Origin of the sequence: Serratia sp. CY47444, from assembly GCF_052168635.1 — a bacterium.
In the GTDB taxonomy this organism is placed as follows: Bacteria; Pseudomonadota; Gammaproteobacteria; order Enterobacterales; family Enterobacteriaceae; genus Serratia; species Serratia bockelmannii.
The window spans coordinates 1-17042 of record NZ_JBJNMH010000030.1; the positions used below are offsets into that span (position 1 = coordinate 1).

Here is a 17042-nt window from a genome sequence, read left to right on the forward strand (position 1 = left end):
TGAATTTTACTTCAGTTAGTCACTCTTCAAGACTTGATATTTTTTTGCATCCGAAGATGCTGGATATCGTCTTGTGGAGTGCCCACACAGATTGTCTGATAAATTGTTAAAGAGCAGTGAGTTAGGCGCTTTCGCTTGCTAACTCGAGGTGGCGTATATTACGCTTTCCTCTTTCAGAGTCAACCCTAATTTTCAGGATTTTTTCTCTGCGACCCCCGGATACTCTGTGAAGTTGTTCACATGTTCCGTGTCGATGGAGGCGCATTATAGGGAGTTCCTCGCAGGCCGCAACAGGTATTTTCAGCAAAAACGATCGTTCGCTGCATTCCACAGCAAAACCCCGCCTTATACCCACTTGCGCACAGTGTTATCCACAGATGTGATTTGCACGGAAAATTTACGAGCGCCACGCAAACGTTTTCGCTACAATTCCCCGCGACGAAACGATCCCCCTTTTTATGGGGGCGCTACCTGAATATGTGCCTGACCCTCCCTTATAAGGCAAAAAAACCTTCCTTATAGAGAGAACGAGGTGGACATTCACGTAACGCTCTTTAATTGCGACTCAAAGCCAAGGGATAAAACCATGCAACAACCTCGTCCAATCCGCCGGGCCCTGCTCAGCGTGTCTGACAAAGCCGGTATCGTTGAATTTGCCGAAGCGCTTTCCCAGCGCGGCGTTGAACTGCTCTCCACCGGCGGCACCGCCCGCCTGCTGGCAGACGCCGGTCTGCCCGTTACCGAAGTTTCCGACTACACCGGCTTCCCGGAGATGATGGACGGACGAGTTAAGACCCTGCACCCGAAAGTTCACGGCGGTATCCTCGGCCGCCGCGGCCAGGACGACGCGGTCATGAATCAGCATGACATCCAGCCTATCGACATGGTGGTCGTCAATCTGTACCCGTTCGCCCAAACCGTGGCGCGCCCAGATTGCTCGCTGGAAGACGCGGTCGAAAATATCGATATCGGCGGCCCGACCATGGTGCGCTCCGCCGCCAAGAACCATAAAGACGTCGCCATCGTCGTGAAGAGCAGCGACTACGCCGCCATCATTACCGAGATGGACAACAACGACGGCTCGCTGCGCTATGCCACCCGCTTCGATCTCGCCATCAAAGCCTTCGAACACACCGCCGCCTACGACAGCATGATCGCCAACTACTTCGGCGCGCTGGTGCCGGCGTACCACGGCGAGACCGAACAGCCGTCCGGCCGCTTCCCGCGAACCCTGAACCTCAACTACATCAAGAAGCAGGATATGCGTTACGGTGAGAACAGCCACCAGCAGGCCGCCTTCTATATAGAAGAAGAGGTAAAGGAAGCGTCCGTCGCGACCGCCGAGCAGCTACAGGGCAAAGCGCTGTCCTATAACAACATCGCCGATACCGACGCCGCGCTGGAATGCGTGAAAGAGTTCGCCGAACCGGCCTGCGTGATCGTCAAACACGCCAACCCTTGCGGCGTGGCGATCGGTGACGACATCCTCGCCGCGTATGAGCGCGCTTACCAAACCGACCCGACTTCCGCCTTCGGCGGCATCATCGCCTTTAACCGCGAGCTGGACGCCGCCACCGCGCAGGCGATCATCAGCCGCCAGTTCGTGGAAGTGATCATCGCGCCAAACGTCACCCAGGAAGCGCGCTCCCTGCTGGCCGCCAAACAGAACGTGCGCGTGCTGGCCTGCGGCCAGTGGCAGCAACGCGTGGCGGGGCTGGACTTCAAGCGCGTCAACGGCGGGCTGCTGGTGCAGGATCGCGATCTCGGCATGGTGACCGCCGCCGATCTGCGCGTGGTATCCGAGCGCCAGCCGACCGAGCAGGAACTGCGTGACGCGCTGTTCTGCTGGAAAGTGGCCAAGTTCGTGAAATCCAACGCCATCGTTTATGCACGTGACAATATGACCATCGGCATAGGCGCCGGCCAGATGAGCCGCGTTTATTCCGCCAAGATCGCCGGCATCAAAGCGAGCGACGAAGGGCTGGAAGTGAAAGGATCCGCCATGGCCTCCGACGCCTTCTTCCCATTCCGTGACGGCATCGATGCCGCCGCGGCGGTCGGCATCACCTGCGTGATCCAGCCTGGCGGCTCAATCCGCGACGACGAAGTGATCGCCGCCGCCAATGAACACGGCATCGCGATGATCTTCACCGACATGCGTCACTTCCGCCATTAATTCCTTTTGCCGCGTGCGCTCCGGCGCACGCCATTCGTGGAGCCCCTGATGAACATTTTGATTATCGGCAACGGCGGGCGCGAGCACGCGCTGGCCTGGAAAGCCGCCCAGTCTCCGCTGGCGGACAAAGTCTACGTTGCGCCGGGCAACGCCGGCACCGCGCTGGAAGCCAATCTGGAGAACGTGGCGATCGCCGCCACAGATATCCCTGCCCTGGTCGCGTTCGCCCAGAGCCATGACATCGGTCTGACCATCGTCGGGCCGGAAGCGCCGCTGGTGATCGGCGTAGTCGACGCCTTCCAGGCCGCCGGTCTGAAAATCTTCGGCCCGTCGCAGGCCGCCGCGCAGCTCGAAGGCTCTAAAGCCTTCACCAAGGATTTCCTGGCGCGCCACCGCATCCCGACCGCCGAATATGAAAACTTTACCGAGGTGGAGCCGGCACTCGCCTATGTGCGCCGCAAAGGCGCACCGATCGTCATCAAAGCCGATGGCCTGGCCGCCGGTAAAGGCGTGATCGTCGCGATGACGCTGCAGGAGGCGGAAGAAGCCGTGCGTGACATGCTGGCCGGCAACGCCTTCGGCGACGCCGGTCATCGCATCGTAGTGGAAGAGTTCCTCGACGGCGAAGAAGCCAGCTTCATCGTGATGGTCGATGGCGAGAACGTGGTGCCGATGGCCACCAGCCAGGACCACAAACGCGTCGGCGACGGCGACACCGGCCCGAACACCGGCGGTATGGGCGCCTACTCTCCGGCGCCGGTCGTGACCGACGAAATCCACCAGCGCGCCATGGACCAGGTGATCTGGCCGACGGTGCGCGGCATGGCGGCGGAAGGCAATACCTACGTCGGCTTCCTGTATGCCGGCCTGATGATCTCCGCCGACGGCCAGCCGAAGGTGATCGAATTCAACTGCCGTTTTGGCGATCCGGAAACTCAGCCGATCATGCTGCGCCTGCGCTCCGATCTGGTGGAGCTGTGCCTGGCGGGTGCCGAAGGCCGCCTGAACGAGAAAAGTTCTGACTGGGACGAACGCCCTGCGCTCGGCGTGGTGCTGGCGGCCGGCGGTTATCCGGGTGATTATCGCAATGGCGAGGTGATCCAGGGGTTACCGCAGCAGGAAAGCGCCGACGGTAAGGTCTTCCACGCCGGTACGCGCCTGCAGGGCGATGACGTCGTCACCAGCGGCGGCCGCGTGCTGTGCGTGACGGCGCTGGGCGACACCGTGGCGCAAGCGCAGCAACGCGCTTATCAGCTGGCGGAAGGCATTCAGTGGCCGGGCAGCTTCTGCCGCAAAGATATCGGTTATCGCGCGATTGCGCGCGGCAAGTGATTTGACCTGATAAGGTCATGGCAAGAGGCTCCGCAGCGCGGGGCCTTTTTTATAGCTGGTCTTCTTTCGGTTCCCAGCTGCAGAAGTCGTCGTTCGCCACCAGCAGCAGTTCACTGCCTTCCGGCGCTTCCAACCAGGCGACACTCACCGGCCGGCTGCTGCTGCGGGCGCGTTTTTCGATCCAGCCGATGGCGGTGGCATCCAACCCAGGTTTTAAGCGCTGGCCGTCGCAGGTTTGCACCTCGCCCTGCATCCAACGCCCCTGCAGCAATTTCACCTTGCCGGCGCGCAGCGCATTGCTGACCTCGAGGATACGTCGCGCCTGATATTGGTACAGTGCTATCTCATCGCTGGTCAGCGGTTCGCGGCGTGTCGCCAGCTGGCGCTGCATAAAGCTCACCGTGCCGTCGTCGGCAAAGCGCAGTTGAATGGAGTCTCGATCGCCGTCGGCGTCGTTGCGTTTGATTTGGCGCAGCACGTCGCCCTGATAGGTATACAGCGTGGTGATGGTACCCGGCCCCCGGTAGGGACTATAGACGCTGACCAGCACCTGCGGGCGATGTTGCTCATCGTCTTTACGCCACAGGCGTATCACGCCCTGATCGGCCACAAAGCCGCTGGCGGTAAAGCTGGGAATATCGGAATGGAAACTGCAGGCGCTCAGACCGAGGGCGATGCCGGCGGCCATGAGCACCCGACGAGTAAACAAAAGGGGCGCCATCGCCCCTCTGTTTAATCTTTTCACCGAGGCGCGGTCTTATTTAACAGCGTCTTTCAGTGCTTTGCCAGAAACGAACGCAGGCACGTTGGCTGCTGCGATTTTGATTTCTTTGCCAGTCTGTGGGTTGCGGCCAGTGCGCTCGCTACGATGGTTTACTTTGAAAGTACCGAAGCCAACCAATTGTACTGCATCACCTTCTTTCAGAGACTCAGTAATAGCAGCCAGGGTGGATTCCAGAGCCAGTTTAGCTTGTGCTTTGGAAAGGTCAGCCTTGTCCGCGATTACATCAATCAGTTGAGTCTTGTTCATAAGTTATCCTTACAGTGTGTTTATCGTTTGCAAAGCATCGAGTGCGACGGATATGCCGATTGACAGCACTCTCCTGCATACACGCACCGATAGCCACTTTTTTTACGCCCCCCAAATGTAGACCAGACAGGGTGCGGATGTGAAGCCTTAAGGCATGACAAATCAGGCGTTAAATCACGTTTTGCTGCCTTATTGCGCTAAATTTATCCCGATGTTGCTGACACCGGCCTCTCGCAGGTCGGATCGCAGCCCCTTGATCAGGTCTATATCGCGCTCTTCACAGGCGTCCAACAGGCGGAAAATTTCCCATTGAATGTCCCATTCTTCCTCTACCGCAGGCAAACTGCCCAACTCTTCGTCGGTCATTTCCTTACCGGCTTGAGTCATTTCCAACATCGCCACGGTGCGAATCGATGTTTCGCTGATGGCGATGGCGTGCTCCAGCGTCTCCCCGCCGAGCCGCGAATGGATCAGTTCCCCTAATGCGATACAGGCATCAATTGCCGGGTAAACGCCGTAAAGATCGTAATCTTCCGCCGACGGAATCGCCTCTTCCAACTTCTCGAGCTGGCTGTCGAAGTTGACCTTGGCGTCCTTCACCACCAGCGTTTCCCACACCAAATCCAGAATGCGGCGATAAACCGCCGGATCGCCGAACTCGGTCTGTTTGCAGAACATCTGGTAATTCGGGTACATACGCTCGCACAAACTGGCCATAAAGGTCAAATGTTGCCAAGCCTCGTGCCGTTCCAGACGTAAATGAATCGGGTTACGTAGCATGCTTTACTCTCTTACGCGTTATCTGCGGCGCAGTGTACCCGAAATCGCTCATGGCGACACCTCCGGATGCTGCTGCAACCAACGCTGAAACGCCGGGCGCCGCGATGCGATGGCATCAGCCCAACGGGTCGGCTCCGGCAAACGGTAGCCCGCCATGCAGCGTTGCACCCACGCCAGCGCGCTGTCGGCGCCCACGCGGTGACCGGTAGAGATGAACAGCGGATTGCAGCGCGCCTTGCTGCGCCATACCCAGCCCAGCTGTTCACCCTTATCTTCCAACGGCGCCAGCACACCGACGGCGGCCTCCAGCGGTGCGAATTTGCCGCACAGGCGCTTCTTGGCCACGCCGATGGTCGGCACATCGACCAGCAGGCCGAAATGGCTGGCGACGCCGAGACGCCGCGGATGCGAAATGCCATGTCCATCGACGAAGATCAACCCCGGCTTTTGCCGCAGCTGAGCCCAGGCGGCCAACAGCGCCGGGTATTCGCGAAACGACAGGAAACCCGGGATATAAGGCATGACGGTGGCGATACGCGCCACCTGATACTCCACCAGCTCCAGCGACGGATAGCGCAGGATGGCGATGGCGGCGCGCGTCACCGCTCCCTCCTGCTCGAAGCCCACGTCGGCACCGGCGATGAAGGCCGGCGGGTCGGCCGGCAGATCGTCGTAGCGAATGACTTCAGCCGCGCGCCGCAGCTGTTCGGCGCGCAGGGCCTGCATATCGGTCACATCAAATCCTTAACGGTGGTATTTCGCCGACTGCGCGTGCACCGCCTCGACGAAGGCGCCGGCGTGCTCAGGCGGCACATCCTGATGGATGCCGTGGCCCAGGTTGAACACATGGCCGTTGCCGTGGCCGAAACCGGCCAGAATGGTCTCCACTTCTTCCGCGATGCGCGCCGGGGAAGCATAAAGCATCGACGGATCCATGTTGCCCTGCAGCGCCACTTTATCGCCCACGCGCCGACGCGCGTCGGCGATGTCGGTGGTCCAATCCAGCCCCAGCGCATCGCAGCCGGTGGCGGCCATCGCCTCCAGCCACTGCCCACCGCCTTTGGTGAACAGCGTCACCGGCACGCGGCGGCCGTCATTCTCACGCAGCAGGCCATCGACGATCTTGTGCATGTAGTGCAAAGAGAACTCGCGGTAATCGCGCCCGGTCAACACGCCGCCCCAGGTGTCGAACACCATCACCGACTGCGCGCCGGCTTTGATCTGGGCGTTGAGGTACAGGATCACGCTGTCCGCCAGCTTGTCCAGCAACAGGTGCAGCGTGGCCGGTTCGGCATACATCATCTTTTTCAGCTTGGTGAAGGCCTTGCTGCTGCCGCCTTCAACCATATAGGTAGCCAACGTCCACGGGCTGCCGGAGAAGCCGATCAGCGGCACTTCGCCCTTCAGCTCGCGGCGGATGGTACGCACCGCGTTCATCACATAGCCCAACTCCACTTCCGGATCGAACACCGGCAGTTTGTCGACGTCAGCACGGCAGGTGATGGGTGAGCTGAAACGCGGGCCTTCGCCGGCTTCAAAGTACAGGCCAAGCCCCATGGCGTCGGGAATGGTGAGAATGTCGGAGAACAGAATGGCGGCGTCCAGCGCATAGCGGCGCAGCGGCTGCAGCGTAACCTCACAGGCCAGCTCCGCGTTCTTGCACAGCGACATGAAATCACCGGCCTGGGCGCGGGTCGCCTTGTACTCCGGTAAATAACGACCGGCCTGGCGCATCATCCATACGGGGGTCACATCCACCGGCTGGCGCAACAGCGCGCGCAGGTAGCGATCGTTCTTCAACTCAGTCATTTATGGGGCTCCCTTAATAATCTGCCGGCCATTGTACATTATTCTGCCCGGCACAGCGCCACGGTGTCCTCAATCAACCGGCGCGCCACGGTGCCGGGCGGCGGCAACAGCGGCAGTTGGTCGTAGCGATACCAGCCGGCGTTGAGCAGCTCCTTGGGGTCGTGTCGAAGGTCACCCTGATGGTAATCGGCCATAAAGGCCATCATCAGCGAGTGCGGGAACGGCCAGGGTTGTGAGGTGACGTAACGCAGGTTCTTGATTTCGATATTGCTCTCTTCCATCACTTCGCGCGCTACCGCCTGTTCCAGCGTTTCGCCCACCTCGACGAAGCCGGCCAGCACCGTGTGGATGCCGCCGCGATGGCGCACGTGTTGCGCCAGCAGGATCTGATCGTCGCGCCGAATGGCGACGATCACGCAGGGCGCAATCTGCGGGTAGTACCGCTCTTTGCAGTGGCCGCACAGGCAGGCGCTTTCGGAGCGGCTGAGGTGCATCTCATAGCCGCAGTAGCCGCAATAGCGATGAGAGCGGTAGAAATCCGCCAACTGAACGCCGCGCCCGGCAAGCTGGAACAGACCGCGATCCTGATCCAACAGCTGACGCACCGATCCCATCTCCCGCGGCATCGCCTGGCGCACCAGCCAAACCGGCGCGCCCTCCCATTCACCGATGGTGCGCGCCATGTGGCCCTGCAGCCCGAGGGCGGCGGCCGTCCCCGACGGCAATTCACCGTTCGGTAACCAAAGTTTGCTTTCATGGCTGACAATCCACCAGCCGTTTTCATTGCCCGTTAATGCAAGTTCCATATCGTTGTTGCACAACCTCAGCTTCACTGGCACTCTACAAATCGGCTTTGTTACATTTTAATAACTTACCGGTTACTTTTGTTACTTACACGGAGTCAAACATGCTCAACCGTTTGGAAAGGCTGACTCAGCGCGTTGGCGGTAGTAATGAATTAGTTGATCAATGGCTTCAGGCCCGCAAACAGTTGCTGGTCGCCTACTGCACGCTGGTAGGCCTCAAACCGAATAAAGAAAAGCATACGCCGCTGAATGAAAAAGCGCTGGAGAACTTTTGCCACAACCTGGTGGATTATCTCTCCGCAGGGCATTTTCATATCTATGACAGAATTATCAAACAAGTGGAAGGCGCAGCCAGTCCGAAAATGTCGCTGGCGGTGAACATCTATCCCAAGCTGTGGGCCAATACTGAACAGATCATGGCGTTCCACGATCGCTATACCGAAGTGGATATCGATCAGGAGGTTTGTCTGGAATTCCACCAGGCCTTGTCGGATATCGGCGAAACGCTGGCGGCGCGCTTTGCGCTGGAAGATAAGCTGATCCAGTTGGAAGCAGAAGCCGCGCAGCAACCGCTGCCGGACCAGATGCTGGATCCGGCGCGTTAAAATTTTATAGTTTTTTTTCATATCCCTCCTATACTGGGGGGCATCTTGTCGGAGTGCCTAGCGCCTGATTTGTTCATCGAATCAGCCAGGCTGAGACCGTTAATTCGGGATCCGCGGAACCTGATCGGGTTAATACCCGCGAAGGGAACAAGAGTAATCTATCGCCACAGGCACGGCCTCCCCCTTGCGGGCGCCCTGCCTTATCGGCCACCATCATTACTCCCTCCGAGCTCCAGACAAGCAACTTTCCCAACCCAACACACTGGTAGGAACTTGCTATGTCTAACATTAATCCACCGCGCGCCCGTAAAGCGCAACGCGAAGCCGCCCAGCAGTTTATCGACACGCTGCAAGGCATGGCTTTCCCAAACTCACGCCGCATCTACCTGCAGGGCTCGCGCCGCGATATCCAGGTGCCGATGCGCGAAATTGAGCTCAGTCCGACCCTGGTCGGCGGCAGCAAAGATAGCCCGCAGTATGAACAGAACGAGGCGATCCCGGTATATGACACCGCCGGCCCCTACGGCGATCCGCAGGCCGAGCTCGATGTGCACGCCGGCCTGGCCAAGCTGCGCGCCGGCTGGATCGACGCGCGCGGCGATACTGCGACCCTGAGCGGCGCCAGTTCCGGCTTCACCCAACAGCGTCTGGCGGACGAGGGGCTGGATCACCTGCGCTTCGAACATCTGCCGCTGCCGCGCAAAGCGCTGCCGGGCAAGTGCGTGACCCAGCTGCACTATGCCCGCGCCGGCATCGTCACCCCGGAGATGGAGTTTATCGCCATCCGTGAAAACATGGGGCGCGAACGCATTCGCGGCGAGGTGCTGCGCCACCAGCATCCGGGCCAGGGCTGGGGCGCCAACCTGCCGGACAACATCACGCCGGAGTTCGTGCGCCAGGAAGTGGCCGCCGGCCGCGCCATCATTCCTGCCAACATCAATCACCCGGAGGCGGAGCCGATGATCATCGGCCGCAATTTCCTGGTGAAGGTGAACGCCAATATCGGCAACTCGGCGGTCACGTCGTCGATCGAAGAAGAGGTGGAGAAGCTGGTGTGGGCCACCCGCTGGGGCGCAGACACCGTGATGGATCTCTCCACCGGCCGCTATATTCACGAAACCCGCGAGTGGATCCTGCGCAACAGCCCGGTGCCCATCGGCACCGTGCCTATCTACCAGGCGCTGGAGAAGGTCAACGGCGTGGCGGAAAACCTCACCTGGGCGATGTTCCGCGATACGCTGCTGGAACAGGCGGAACAAGGGGTCGATTACTTCACCATCCACGCCGGCGTGCTGCTGCGCTATGTGCCGATGACCGCCAAACGCCTGACCGGCATCGTGTCGCGCGGTGGCTCGATCATGGCCAAATGGTGCCTGTCGCACCATCAGGAAAACTTCCTCTATCAGCACTTCCGTGAAATCTGCGAGATCTGCGCCGCCTACGACGTTTCGCTGTCGCTCGGCGACGGCCTGCGCCCCGGCTCGATTCAGGACGCCAACGACGAAGCCCAGTTCGCCGAGCTGCATACGCTGGGCGAGCTGACCAAAATCGCCTGGGAATACGACGTGCAGGTGATGATCGAAGGCCCGGGCCACGTGCCGATGCAGATGATCCGCCGCAACATGACCGAAGAGCTGGAACACTGCCACGAAGCGCCGTTCTACACCCTCGGCCCGCTGACCACCGATATCGCACCGGGCTATGACCATTTCACCTCCGGCATCGGCGCGGCAATGATCGGCTGGTTCGGCTGCGCCATGCTGTGTTACGTCACGCCGAAAGAACACCTCGGCCTGCCGAACAAAGAGGACGTCAAGCAGGGCCTGATCACCTACAAGATCGCCGCTCACGCCGCCGATCTGGCCAAGGGCCATCCGGGCGCGCAGATCCGCGATAACGCCATGTCCAAGGCACGTTTCGAATTCCGCTGGGAAGATCAGTTCAATCTGGCGCTCGATCCGGCCACCGCGCGCGCCTATCACGACGAAACCCTGCCGCAGGAATCCGGCAAGGTCGCCCACTTCTGCTCGATGTGCGGGCCGAAATTCTGCTCGATGAAGATTTCGCAGGAGGTACGCGACTACGCCGCCGCCCAGGAGGCCGCCAAACCGATAGAAGTGCAGCTGACCGGCATGGAGAAAATGTCCGCCGAGTTCCGCGCCCGCGGCAGCGAGCTGTATCACAGCGCCGACGCCGACACCCTGCAAGAGGAGACAAGCAATGACTGATATCACGATCCCCTTCCCGGCTACGCCCCACAAACTGGGGCTTTACCCGGTCGTCGACAGCGTGGAATGGATCGCTCGCCTGCTGGAGGCCGGCGTCACCACGATCCAGCTGCGCATCAAGGATCTGCCTGACGAGCAGGTCGAAGAGGATATCGCTGCCGCCATCGCGCTGGGCCAGCGTTATCAGGCACGGCTGTTCATCAACGACTACTGGCGGCTGGCGATCAAGCACGGCGCCTACGGCGTGCATCTGGGCCAGGAAGATCTCGATACCACCGATCTGGCGGCCATTCACCGCGCCGGGCTGCGGCTGGGCGTGTCCACCCATGACGACGCCGAGCTGGCGCGCGCGCTGGCGGTGAAACCGTCCTACATCGCGCTGGGGCACATCTTCCCCACCCAGACCAAAGACATGCCTTCTGCGCCGCAGGGGCTGACGGAGTTGAAACGCCACATCGCCGATTTGGCGGATTACCCGACGGTGGCGATCGGCGGGATCAGTATCGATCGCGTACCGGCGGTGCTGGCGTGCGGCGTCGGCAGCGTGGCGGTGGTCAGCGCCATCACCCAAGCGCCGGATTGGCGCGCGGCGACGGCCGAGCTGCTGCGGCTGATCGAAGGCGAGGAGCCGAGCGATGCTTAACGATCAGGAATTCCTGCGCTACAGCCGCCAGCTGCTGCTGGAGGACGTCGGCCCGGAAGGCCAGGAGAGGCTCAAGCGCGCCACGGTGCTGATCGTCGGTTTAGGCGGGCTCGGCTCCCCGGCTTCACTGTATCTGGCCGCCGCCGGCGTCGGCACGCTGCTGCTGGCCGACGACGACCAGCTGCACGTCACCAACCTGCAGCGGCAAATCCTCTACCGCAGCGCCGATACCGCCACCGGTAAGGCGGCTCTGGCGCAACGCCACCTGCAGGCGCTGAACCCGTTGGTGGAATCCATCCCGCTGGCGCAGCGGCTGCAGGGGCAAGCGCTGCGCGACGCGGTCGCCCGCGCCGATCTGGTGCTGGACTGCTGCGACAATATGGCGACCCGCCATGAGGTCAATGCCGCCTGCATCGCCGCCGCCAAGCCGCTGATCAGCGGCAGCGCGGTCGGTTTCAGCGGCCAGCTGCTGGTGCTCGAGCCGCCCTATGCGCACGGCTGCTACGCCTGCCTGTACCCGGATCAGGAAGAGCCGCAGCGCAACTGCCGCACCGCCGGGGTGCTCGGCCCGGTGGTCGGCGTGATCGGCACCCTGCAAGCGCTGGAAGCCATCAAAATGCTGGCCGGCATGCCTTCCTCCCTCAGCGGGAAACTGCGGCTGTTCGACGGCAAGCAGCAGAGCTGGAGCACGCTGCAACTGAGCCAGGCCCGCGCCTGCCCGGTATGCGGAGGCACGGCATGAAAATCCGTTTAAACGATCAACCGCTGGAGCTGGCGCAGCCGCTTAGCGTCGCCGCCCTGCTAACCCAGCTGGAGCGCCACCAGCCGGGCACCGCGCTGGCGATCAACCAAATCATCATCCCGCGCGCCGACTGGGCCGACCATCAGGTGCAGGACGGCGATGACATCCTGCTGTTTCAAGCGATCGCCGGAGGCTGACATGCTGAAAATCGCCGATACCACTTTTACCTCGCGCCTGTTCACCGGCACCGGCAAGTTCGCCACCCCGGCGTTGATGCTGGAGGCACTGGCGGCCTCCGGCTCACAGCTGGTGACCATGGCCATGAAGCGCGTCGATCTGCGCGGCGGCAACGACGCCATTTTGGCGCCGCTGCAGCAGTTGGGCATCAGGCTGCTGCCCAACACCTCCGGCGCCAAAACCGCCGCCGAGGCGGTGTTCGCCGCCCGGCTGGCGCGTGAAGCGCTCGGCACCCACTGGGTGAAACTGGAGATCCATCCCGATGTGAAATACCTGCTGCCTGATCCGATAGAAACGCTGAAAGCGGCGGAAACGCTGGTGAAAGACGGTTTTGTGGTGCTGCCCTACTGCGGCGCCGATCCGGTGCTGTGCAAACGGCTGGAAGAGGTGGGCTGTGCGGCGGTGATGCCGCTTGGTGCGCCTATCGGCTCCAACCGCGGTCTGCGCACCCGTGACTTCCTCGAAATCATCATCGAGCAAGCCAAGGTGCCGGTGGTGGTAGACGCCGGCATCGGCGCGCCAAGCCACGCGCTGGCGGCGATGGAGCTGGGTGCCGACGCGGTGCTGGTGAATACCGCCATTGCCGTGGCGCGCGATCCGGTGCAGATGGCGCGGGCGTTTCGCCTGGCGCTGGAGGCCGGCGAGCTGGCACGCAGCGCCGGATTAGGCTCCAGCCAGCGCGGCGCGGTCGCGTCCAGCCCGCTGACCGCTTTTCTCAGCCAGCCAGAGGAGGCGCAATGATGGCCGACGATTTCAGTAGCCGCTGGCAACAGCTGGACTGGGACGACATTACGCTGCGCATCAACGGCAAAACTACGCGCGACGTGGAGCACGCGTTGAACGCCGACAAGCTGACGCGCGACGACTTTATGGCGCTGATCTCCCCCGCGGCCGCGCCGTATCTGGAACCGTTGGCGCAACGCGCGCAGCAGCTGACCCGCCAGCGGTTCGGCAACGTCGTCGGCTTCTATGTGCCGCTGTATCTCTCTAACCTGTGCGCCAACGACTGCACCTACTGCGGCTTTTCGATGAGCAACCGCATCAAGCGCAAAACGCTGGATGCGGCGGAGATCGCACGCGAGTGCGAAGCCATCAAGGCGCTGGGGTTCGAACATCTGTTGCTGGTCACCGGCGAACATCAGACCAAGGTTGGCATGGACTATTTCCGCCAGCACATCCCGGCGATCCGCCGGCACTTCAGCTCGCTGATGATGGAAGTGCAGCCGCTGGCGCAGGAGGAATACGCCGAACTGAAAACGCTGGGCCTGGACGGCGTGCTGGTGTACCAGGAAACCTACCATCCGGCCACCTATCTGCAGCACCACCTGCGCGGCCAGAAGCAGGATTTCCATTGGCGCCTGGCCACGCCGGATCGCCTGGGGCGCGCCGGGATCGACAAGATCGGCCTCGGCGCATTGATCGGTCTGTCCAACAGTTGGCGCACCGACTGCTACCTGCTGGCGGAACATCTGTTCTACCTGCAGCAAACCTACTGGCAGAGCCGCTACTCGATCTCGTTCCCGCGTCTGCGCCCCTGCGCCGGTGGCATTGAACCGGCGTCGATCATGAGCGAGCCTCAACTGGTGCAGCTGATCTGCGCCTTCCGGCTGTTCGCGCCAGACGTTGAGCTGTCGCTGTCTACCCGGGAGTCGCCTTACTTCCGCGATCATATGATCCCGGTGGCGATCAACAGCGTCAGCGCCGGATCCAAGACGCAGCCCGGCGGCTATGCCGATGACGTACCGCCGGAGCTGGAACAGTTCGAACCGCACGACGACCGCACGCCGCAGCAGGTCGCCGAGGCCATCAGCCACGCCGGGCTGCAGCCGGTGTGGAAAGACTGGGACGGTTATCTGGGACGCGGCGCGCAATAAACAGCAACGTTTGCCGCCGTGTGAAGAAAACGCTGGAGCGGCCGCGCAATGCCGAACGGCAGCGCTGGCGCCGGCAAACGCGCCGACTATAGTGGCCTTGCCGACCGCCAAACCCGGCGTCGGCCGGGGCCGTCACCCTCTCGATGGCCCCGCCTTATCCCATCCCGGAGCGCGCCGGAGATCCTCTTGCGCGACTCCGGCCCTCGTCCGCGGCAACGCGCATATGCCGTATCGCGGCCTGTAAGGGCGTACGGATAGGTTGTCTTGTCGGTTAATGGGCTGTCAGAAAGATGCGATATCTGCGTTCGGTATTCACTTAGGAGTGATATTCATAGGGCGCTATTGCGGCAGAACAGTGAGGAACGAGGAAAAAAGAAGATACAGCGACGAAGAGAGGTTCGAATGGTCATCCCCGATGCAGCCAATAGCCCTGGTGTTGACCGCAGATCTTTTTTGCCGCCTGCTCCCTGCTTACGGACAAGAGCAGGCGGTTTATTTTGTGAGACTGGCACCCCCCCAGGACGCGAATCACACAGTATGTGCGCTAATTAACCACATAAACGATTAAATGTGAATGTCTTTTGAGTGTTTTTTTATTTAGTATCGAGTATGTTTTGAGTTTGCCAAAGGAAATCAAACTGATATCACCGCAACCACCGGGGCATCATCTATAATCCAGCACGGGTTCTCGCGCAGGTTTTTCAGCGCTCGCGGTCAACATCAAAAAAGCCAAGGTTGTCATGAAGAAAACGCCAAATTATATCGATGCAATCAGCGCGTTGCTCACTCTGAAAGGAGTTGGCGACAGAAAACATGCCTCCACGATGGCCAACATACTGAACCTTCAGTACAACAGCGCCAAACAAAAACTGGATGGCAAAAGGGGCATCACCCTCGATGAAATCAAAAAGGTTTTTCAGTATTTCAACGAACCGTTTGCCGGCCAAAGGACGCATAACGGCGTCTTTATCATGAACAGCATTCACAAGCGCTGCAACATTGAGGTCGACGAGCGCCCGGCCACGCAAGCAGACAGCGACGAAACCTACGCCTACAAAAAAGACGATCTTTTCATCATCAACACCAACCGGGAACATGCCGCCGATGCCCCACTGTACAAAGTCAACAAGATAGACTTTCTGCCGGCTCCGCGTATCGCGATCCTGGACAATGACAGTGATATTCTCGAATTGTTGAAGAAGATCGCCTGCCGCTACGGCATCGAGACCGAGACCTTTCAGACGGCGGACGCCATGCTGGCCGCGCTGGAGCACCAGTCTTTTGAGGCGTTTATTTTGGACTGGCTGTTGGACTTCGGCGAGACTTCCGAACGCGTCGTGAAGAAAATTAAAGATGCCCTCGATCCGCATGCCCGCATCATCATTTTGACCGGCCAGCTGAATCACTACGAGAAAAACATCGGCGATATGATCCTGCACTATGACGTGCATCTGGTGGAAAAACCGACCAAACCGCTGATTATCTCTTCGCTGCTGCTGTCGAACTTATTCTTTAATTAGTTTGACCGGGATGCGGATCAAAAACGACGAGCCAACCCCTTCGACGGATTTGACTTTGATGGCGCCTTTCATCGTCGTGACGTAATTTTTGATAATGGTCAGCCCCAGCCCCAATCCCTGTCGCGTTTCCCTTTCCACCCCCTGATTGAACGCCTTATATAATCGTTCCAGATTATCGACGTTAAACCCGATGCCGGTGTCTTTTACCCATAAATACAGATTGCCGTGGCACACCTTCACATTGAGGATAATCGCACCGTGGTGAGTAAATTTGTCCGCGTTGCTGAGCAGATTGGCCAATATTCGGTAGAGCTTATATTTGTCGGAGCAAATCAAACCAACATAGGATGAACGACGCACCACGATGCGATTACCGCGCCCGGCGCTGATACTGGTCATGGCATCGTCCACCATCTCATTCAGACGGAAGGTGGATATATTCACTTTGACCTCCCCCATCTCTAGCCGCGAATAATCCATCACCTCGCGCGTTTGTTCGGTGATCTTATTGCCGTGATAGGAGATCAGGCGAGCTTCTTTTTTCAACTCTTCCTGCGCCAGCTCGTGCTCCATGATATCCGCAGCAATGACGATGGCCTGAGTCGAGCCGGCGATCTCGTGGTAGATGGAAGAGATAAAGATGTTCTTATTCTTGATGATCTCTTTTAACGAGAAGGCATTTCTCAGCACCAGGAACATCATCAGGAACACCAAAATCAGCGAAAAGAGGGCAAACATCTCGGCTTTACTCGAGTTGTCCTGGATGATGCCTTTCACTTCGGTAAAGTTTTTAATCTGTATCCGATAAATAATTTCCTGGATATCGACCAGCGTGCCCTCGATATCATCCATATAAGAGAGAATATCCGCCTTGTTTTTCTGCCCCACCAGCAAGCCGGTGGAGAGATCGTCCAACGTGCGGTACTGCTGCTTCAGCAGCGCAACATTCTTGATGAACTCGTCGTCGTAATAAAAAGAGTCGCTGAAGGTCGAACGGCTCTCCAGGATCTGAATCTTCGAGTAAAAGATTTTCTTCTTGATCAGGAAAGCGTCGTAGTCGTTATTTTCACTGAGCAGCAGCGCGGTTTTGGTCCTTTCAAACGCCAGAAAGAGGATCTCGGCCACCGAGTAGTTGTCCAGATTGGGCTCGATCTGCTTATAGCGCTCTTTTACGCCACCGAAGTTAATAGCAATCAACAAAATCAATAAAGAGAAGATGGCAACCAACGCGATAAGAGTACCGATCAGTTTTTTGCTCAT

The 17042-nt window shown here is 59.6% G+C and carries 17 protein-coding genes and 1 riboswitch; of the genes, 10 read left to right on the forward strand and 7 right to left on the reverse strand.

The genetic code is table 11. The annotated features are described in order from the left end of the window. Positions 1–586 precede the first annotated feature (586 nt). Together purH and purD are read left to right on the forward strand one after the other, a co-directional pair. The gene (gene purH, locus ACJ8IL_RS23735; protein ID WP_089181545.1) at positions 587–2176 is read left to right on the forward strand and encodes a bifunctional phosphoribosylaminoimidazolecarboxamide formyltransferase/IMP cyclohydrolase; all 1590 of its coding nucleotides are present in this window, start codon (positions 587–589) and stop codon (positions 2174–2176) included. A gap of 48 nt (positions 2177–2224) precedes the next feature. Continuing rightward, a complete protein-coding gene (gene purD / locus ACJ8IL_RS23740; RefSeq protein ID WP_015376331.1) occupies positions 2225–3508 on the forward strand; it encodes a phosphoribosylamine--glycine ligase in 1284 nt (427 codons plus the stop codon). A gap of 49 nt (positions 3509–3557) precedes the next feature. Here the strand turns inward: purD and ACJ8IL_RS23745 are convergent, their stop codons facing one another. The 6 genes from ACJ8IL_RS23745 to nudC all read right to left on the reverse strand — a co-directional run bounded on the left by ACJ8IL_RS23745 (position 3558) and on the right by nudC (position 7933). Beyond that, a complete protein-coding gene (locus ACJ8IL_RS23745) occupies positions 3558–4229 on the reverse strand; it encodes a DUF1481 domain-containing protein (RefSeq protein WP_080271274.1) in 672 nt (223 codons plus the stop codon). Positions 4230–4265: 36 nt separating this feature from the next. Beyond that, positions 4266–4538, reverse strand: a complete 273-nt coding sequence (hupA, locus tag ACJ8IL_RS23750; protein ID WP_004929874.1) for a nucleoid-associated protein HU-alpha — start codon at positions 4536–4538, stop codon at positions 4266–4268. A gap of 189 nt (positions 4539–4727) precedes the next feature. Further along, positions 4728–5318 carry a YjaG family protein gene (locus tag ACJ8IL_RS23755; protein ID WP_025304951.1) on the reverse strand — a complete coding sequence of 197 codons (591 nt, stop codon included), beginning with the start codon at positions 5316–5318 and terminating at the stop codon, positions 4728–4730. A gap of 48 nt (positions 5319–5366) precedes the next feature. Then, entirely contained in the window at positions 5367–6053 is a 687-nt protein-coding gene (nfi, locus tag ACJ8IL_RS23760) for a deoxyribonuclease V (RefSeq protein WP_261128137.1), read from the reverse strand. A gap of 9 nt (positions 6054–6062) precedes the next feature. Beyond that, complete coding sequence (gene hemE / locus ACJ8IL_RS23765) at positions 6063–7127, reverse strand: uroporphyrinogen decarboxylase (protein WP_025304949.1); 1065 nt, start codon at positions 7125–7127, stop codon at positions 6063–6065. 38 nt (positions 7128–7165) lie between these two features. After that, on the reverse strand, positions 7166–7933 hold the full coding sequence (gene nudC, locus ACJ8IL_RS23770) for an NAD(+) diphosphatase (RefSeq protein ID WP_148123847.1): 768 nt from the start codon (positions 7931–7933) through the stop codon (positions 7166–7168). 101 nt (positions 7934–8034) lie between these two features. Here nudC and rsd point away from each other — a divergent pair, with 101 nt between their 5' ends. The 8 genes from rsd (at position 8035) to ACJ8IL_RS23810 (ending at position 15782) form a co-directional block, all read left to right on the forward strand. Continuing rightward, a complete protein-coding gene (rsd, locus tag ACJ8IL_RS23775; RefSeq protein WP_261128132.1) occupies positions 8035–8538 on the forward strand; it encodes a sigma D regulator in 504 nt (167 codons plus the stop codon). 39 nt (positions 8539–8577) lie between these two features. Then, a riboswitch (TPP riboswitch) is annotated at positions 8578–8702 on the forward strand. A gap of 114 nt (positions 8703–8816) precedes the next feature. Continuing rightward, the gene (gene thiC, locus ACJ8IL_RS23780; protein WP_261128130.1) at positions 8817–10766 is read left to right on the forward strand and encodes a phosphomethylpyrimidine synthase ThiC; all 1950 of its coding nucleotides are present in this window, start codon (positions 8817–8819) and stop codon (positions 10764–10766) included. Next, entirely contained in the window at positions 10759–11409 is a 651-nt protein-coding gene (gene thiE / locus ACJ8IL_RS23785) for a thiamine phosphate synthase (RefSeq protein WP_197811778.1), read from the forward strand. The genes thiC and thiE overlap by 8 nt, the downstream gene beginning before the upstream one ends. Continuing rightward, a complete protein-coding gene (locus tag ACJ8IL_RS23790; protein WP_197811777.1) occupies positions 11402–12151 on the forward strand; it encodes a HesA/MoeB/ThiF family protein in 750 nt (249 codons plus the stop codon). Before thiE ends, ACJ8IL_RS23790 begins: the two co-directional genes overlap by 8 nt. Continuing rightward, entirely contained in the window at positions 12148–12348 is a 201-nt protein-coding gene (gene thiS, locus ACJ8IL_RS23795) for a sulfur carrier protein ThiS (protein WP_141971597.1), read from the forward strand. Before ACJ8IL_RS23790 ends, thiS begins: the two co-directional genes overlap by 4 nt. 1 nt (position 12349) lies before the next feature. Continuing rightward, entirely contained in the window at positions 12350–13129 is a 780-nt protein-coding gene (locus tag ACJ8IL_RS23800; protein WP_442516898.1) for a thiazole synthase, read from the forward strand. Continuing rightward, the gene (gene thiH / locus ACJ8IL_RS23805) at positions 13129–14262 is read left to right on the forward strand and encodes a 2-iminoacetate synthase ThiH (RefSeq protein WP_060435310.1); all 1134 of its coding nucleotides are present in this window, start codon (positions 13129–13131) and stop codon (positions 14260–14262) included. Before ACJ8IL_RS23800 ends, thiH begins: the two co-directional genes overlap by 1 nt. A 740-nt stretch (positions 14263–15002) precedes the next feature. Further along, complete coding sequence (locus tag ACJ8IL_RS23810) at positions 15003–15782, forward strand: helix-turn-helix domain-containing protein (protein WP_025304943.1); 780 nt, start codon at positions 15003–15005, stop codon at positions 15780–15782. Here ACJ8IL_RS23810 and ACJ8IL_RS23815 read toward each other — a convergent pair. Further along, positions 15768–17042, reverse strand: coding sequence for a sensor histidine kinase (locus ACJ8IL_RS23815; protein WP_060435302.1), 1275 nt, complete (start codon positions 17040–17042; stop codon positions 15768–15770). The two genes, ACJ8IL_RS23810 and ACJ8IL_RS23815, sit on opposite strands and share 15 nt — an antisense overlap.

Coding starts and splice junctions, on each gene's coding strand:
- purH (WP_089181545.1), top strand. CDS start 587: ATGCAACAACCTCGTCCAATCCGCCGGGCCCTGCTCAGCGTGTCTGAC.
- purD (WP_015376331.1), top strand. CDS start 2,225: ATGAACATTTTGATTATCGGCAACGGCGGGCGCGAGCACGCGCTGGCC.
- ACJ8IL_RS23745 (WP_080271274.1), bottom strand. CDS start 4,229: ATGGCGCCCCTTTTGTTTACTCGTCGGGTGCTCATGGCCGCCGGCATC.
- hupA (WP_004929874.1), bottom strand. CDS start 4,538: ATGAACAAGACTCAACTGATTGATGTAATCGCGGACAAGGCTGACCTT.
- ACJ8IL_RS23755 (WP_025304951.1), bottom strand. CDS start 5,318: ATGCTACGTAACCCGATTCATTTACGTCTGGAACGGCACGAGGCTTGG.
- hemE (WP_025304949.1), bottom strand. CDS start 7,127: ATGACTGAGTTGAAGAACGATCGCTACCTGCGCGCGCTGTTGCGCCAG.
- nudC (WP_148123847.1), bottom strand. CDS start 7,933: ATGGAACTTGCATTAACGGGCAATGAAAACGGCTGGTGGATTGTCAGC.
- rsd (WP_261128132.1), top strand. CDS start 8,035: ATGCTCAACCGTTTGGAAAGGCTGACTCAGCGCGTTGGCGGTAGTAAT.
- thiC (WP_261128130.1), top strand. CDS start 8,817: ATGTCTAACATTAATCCACCGCGCGCCCGTAAAGCGCAACGCGAAGCC.
- thiE (WP_197811778.1), top strand. CDS start 10,759: ATGACTGATATCACGATCCCCTTCCCGGCTACGCCCCACAAACTGGGG.
- ACJ8IL_RS23790 (WP_197811777.1), top strand. CDS start 11,402: ATGCTTAACGATCAGGAATTCCTGCGCTACAGCCGCCAGCTGCTGCTG.
- thiS (WP_141971597.1), top strand. CDS start 12,148: ATGAAAATCCGTTTAAACGATCAACCGCTGGAGCTGGCGCAGCCGCTT.
- ACJ8IL_RS23800 (WP_442516898.1), top strand. CDS start 12,350: ATGCTGAAAATCGCCGATACCACTTTTACCTCGCGCCTGTTCACCGGC.
- thiH (WP_060435310.1), top strand. CDS start 13,129: ATGGCCGACGATTTCAGTAGCCGCTGGCAACAGCTGGACTGGGACGAC.
- ACJ8IL_RS23810 (WP_025304943.1), top strand. CDS start 15,003: ATGAAGAAAACGCCAAATTATATCGATGCAATCAGCGCGTTGCTCACT.
- ACJ8IL_RS23815 (WP_060435302.1), bottom strand. CDS start 17,042: ATGAGCAAAAAACTGATCGGTACTCTTATCGCGTTGGTTGCCATCTTC.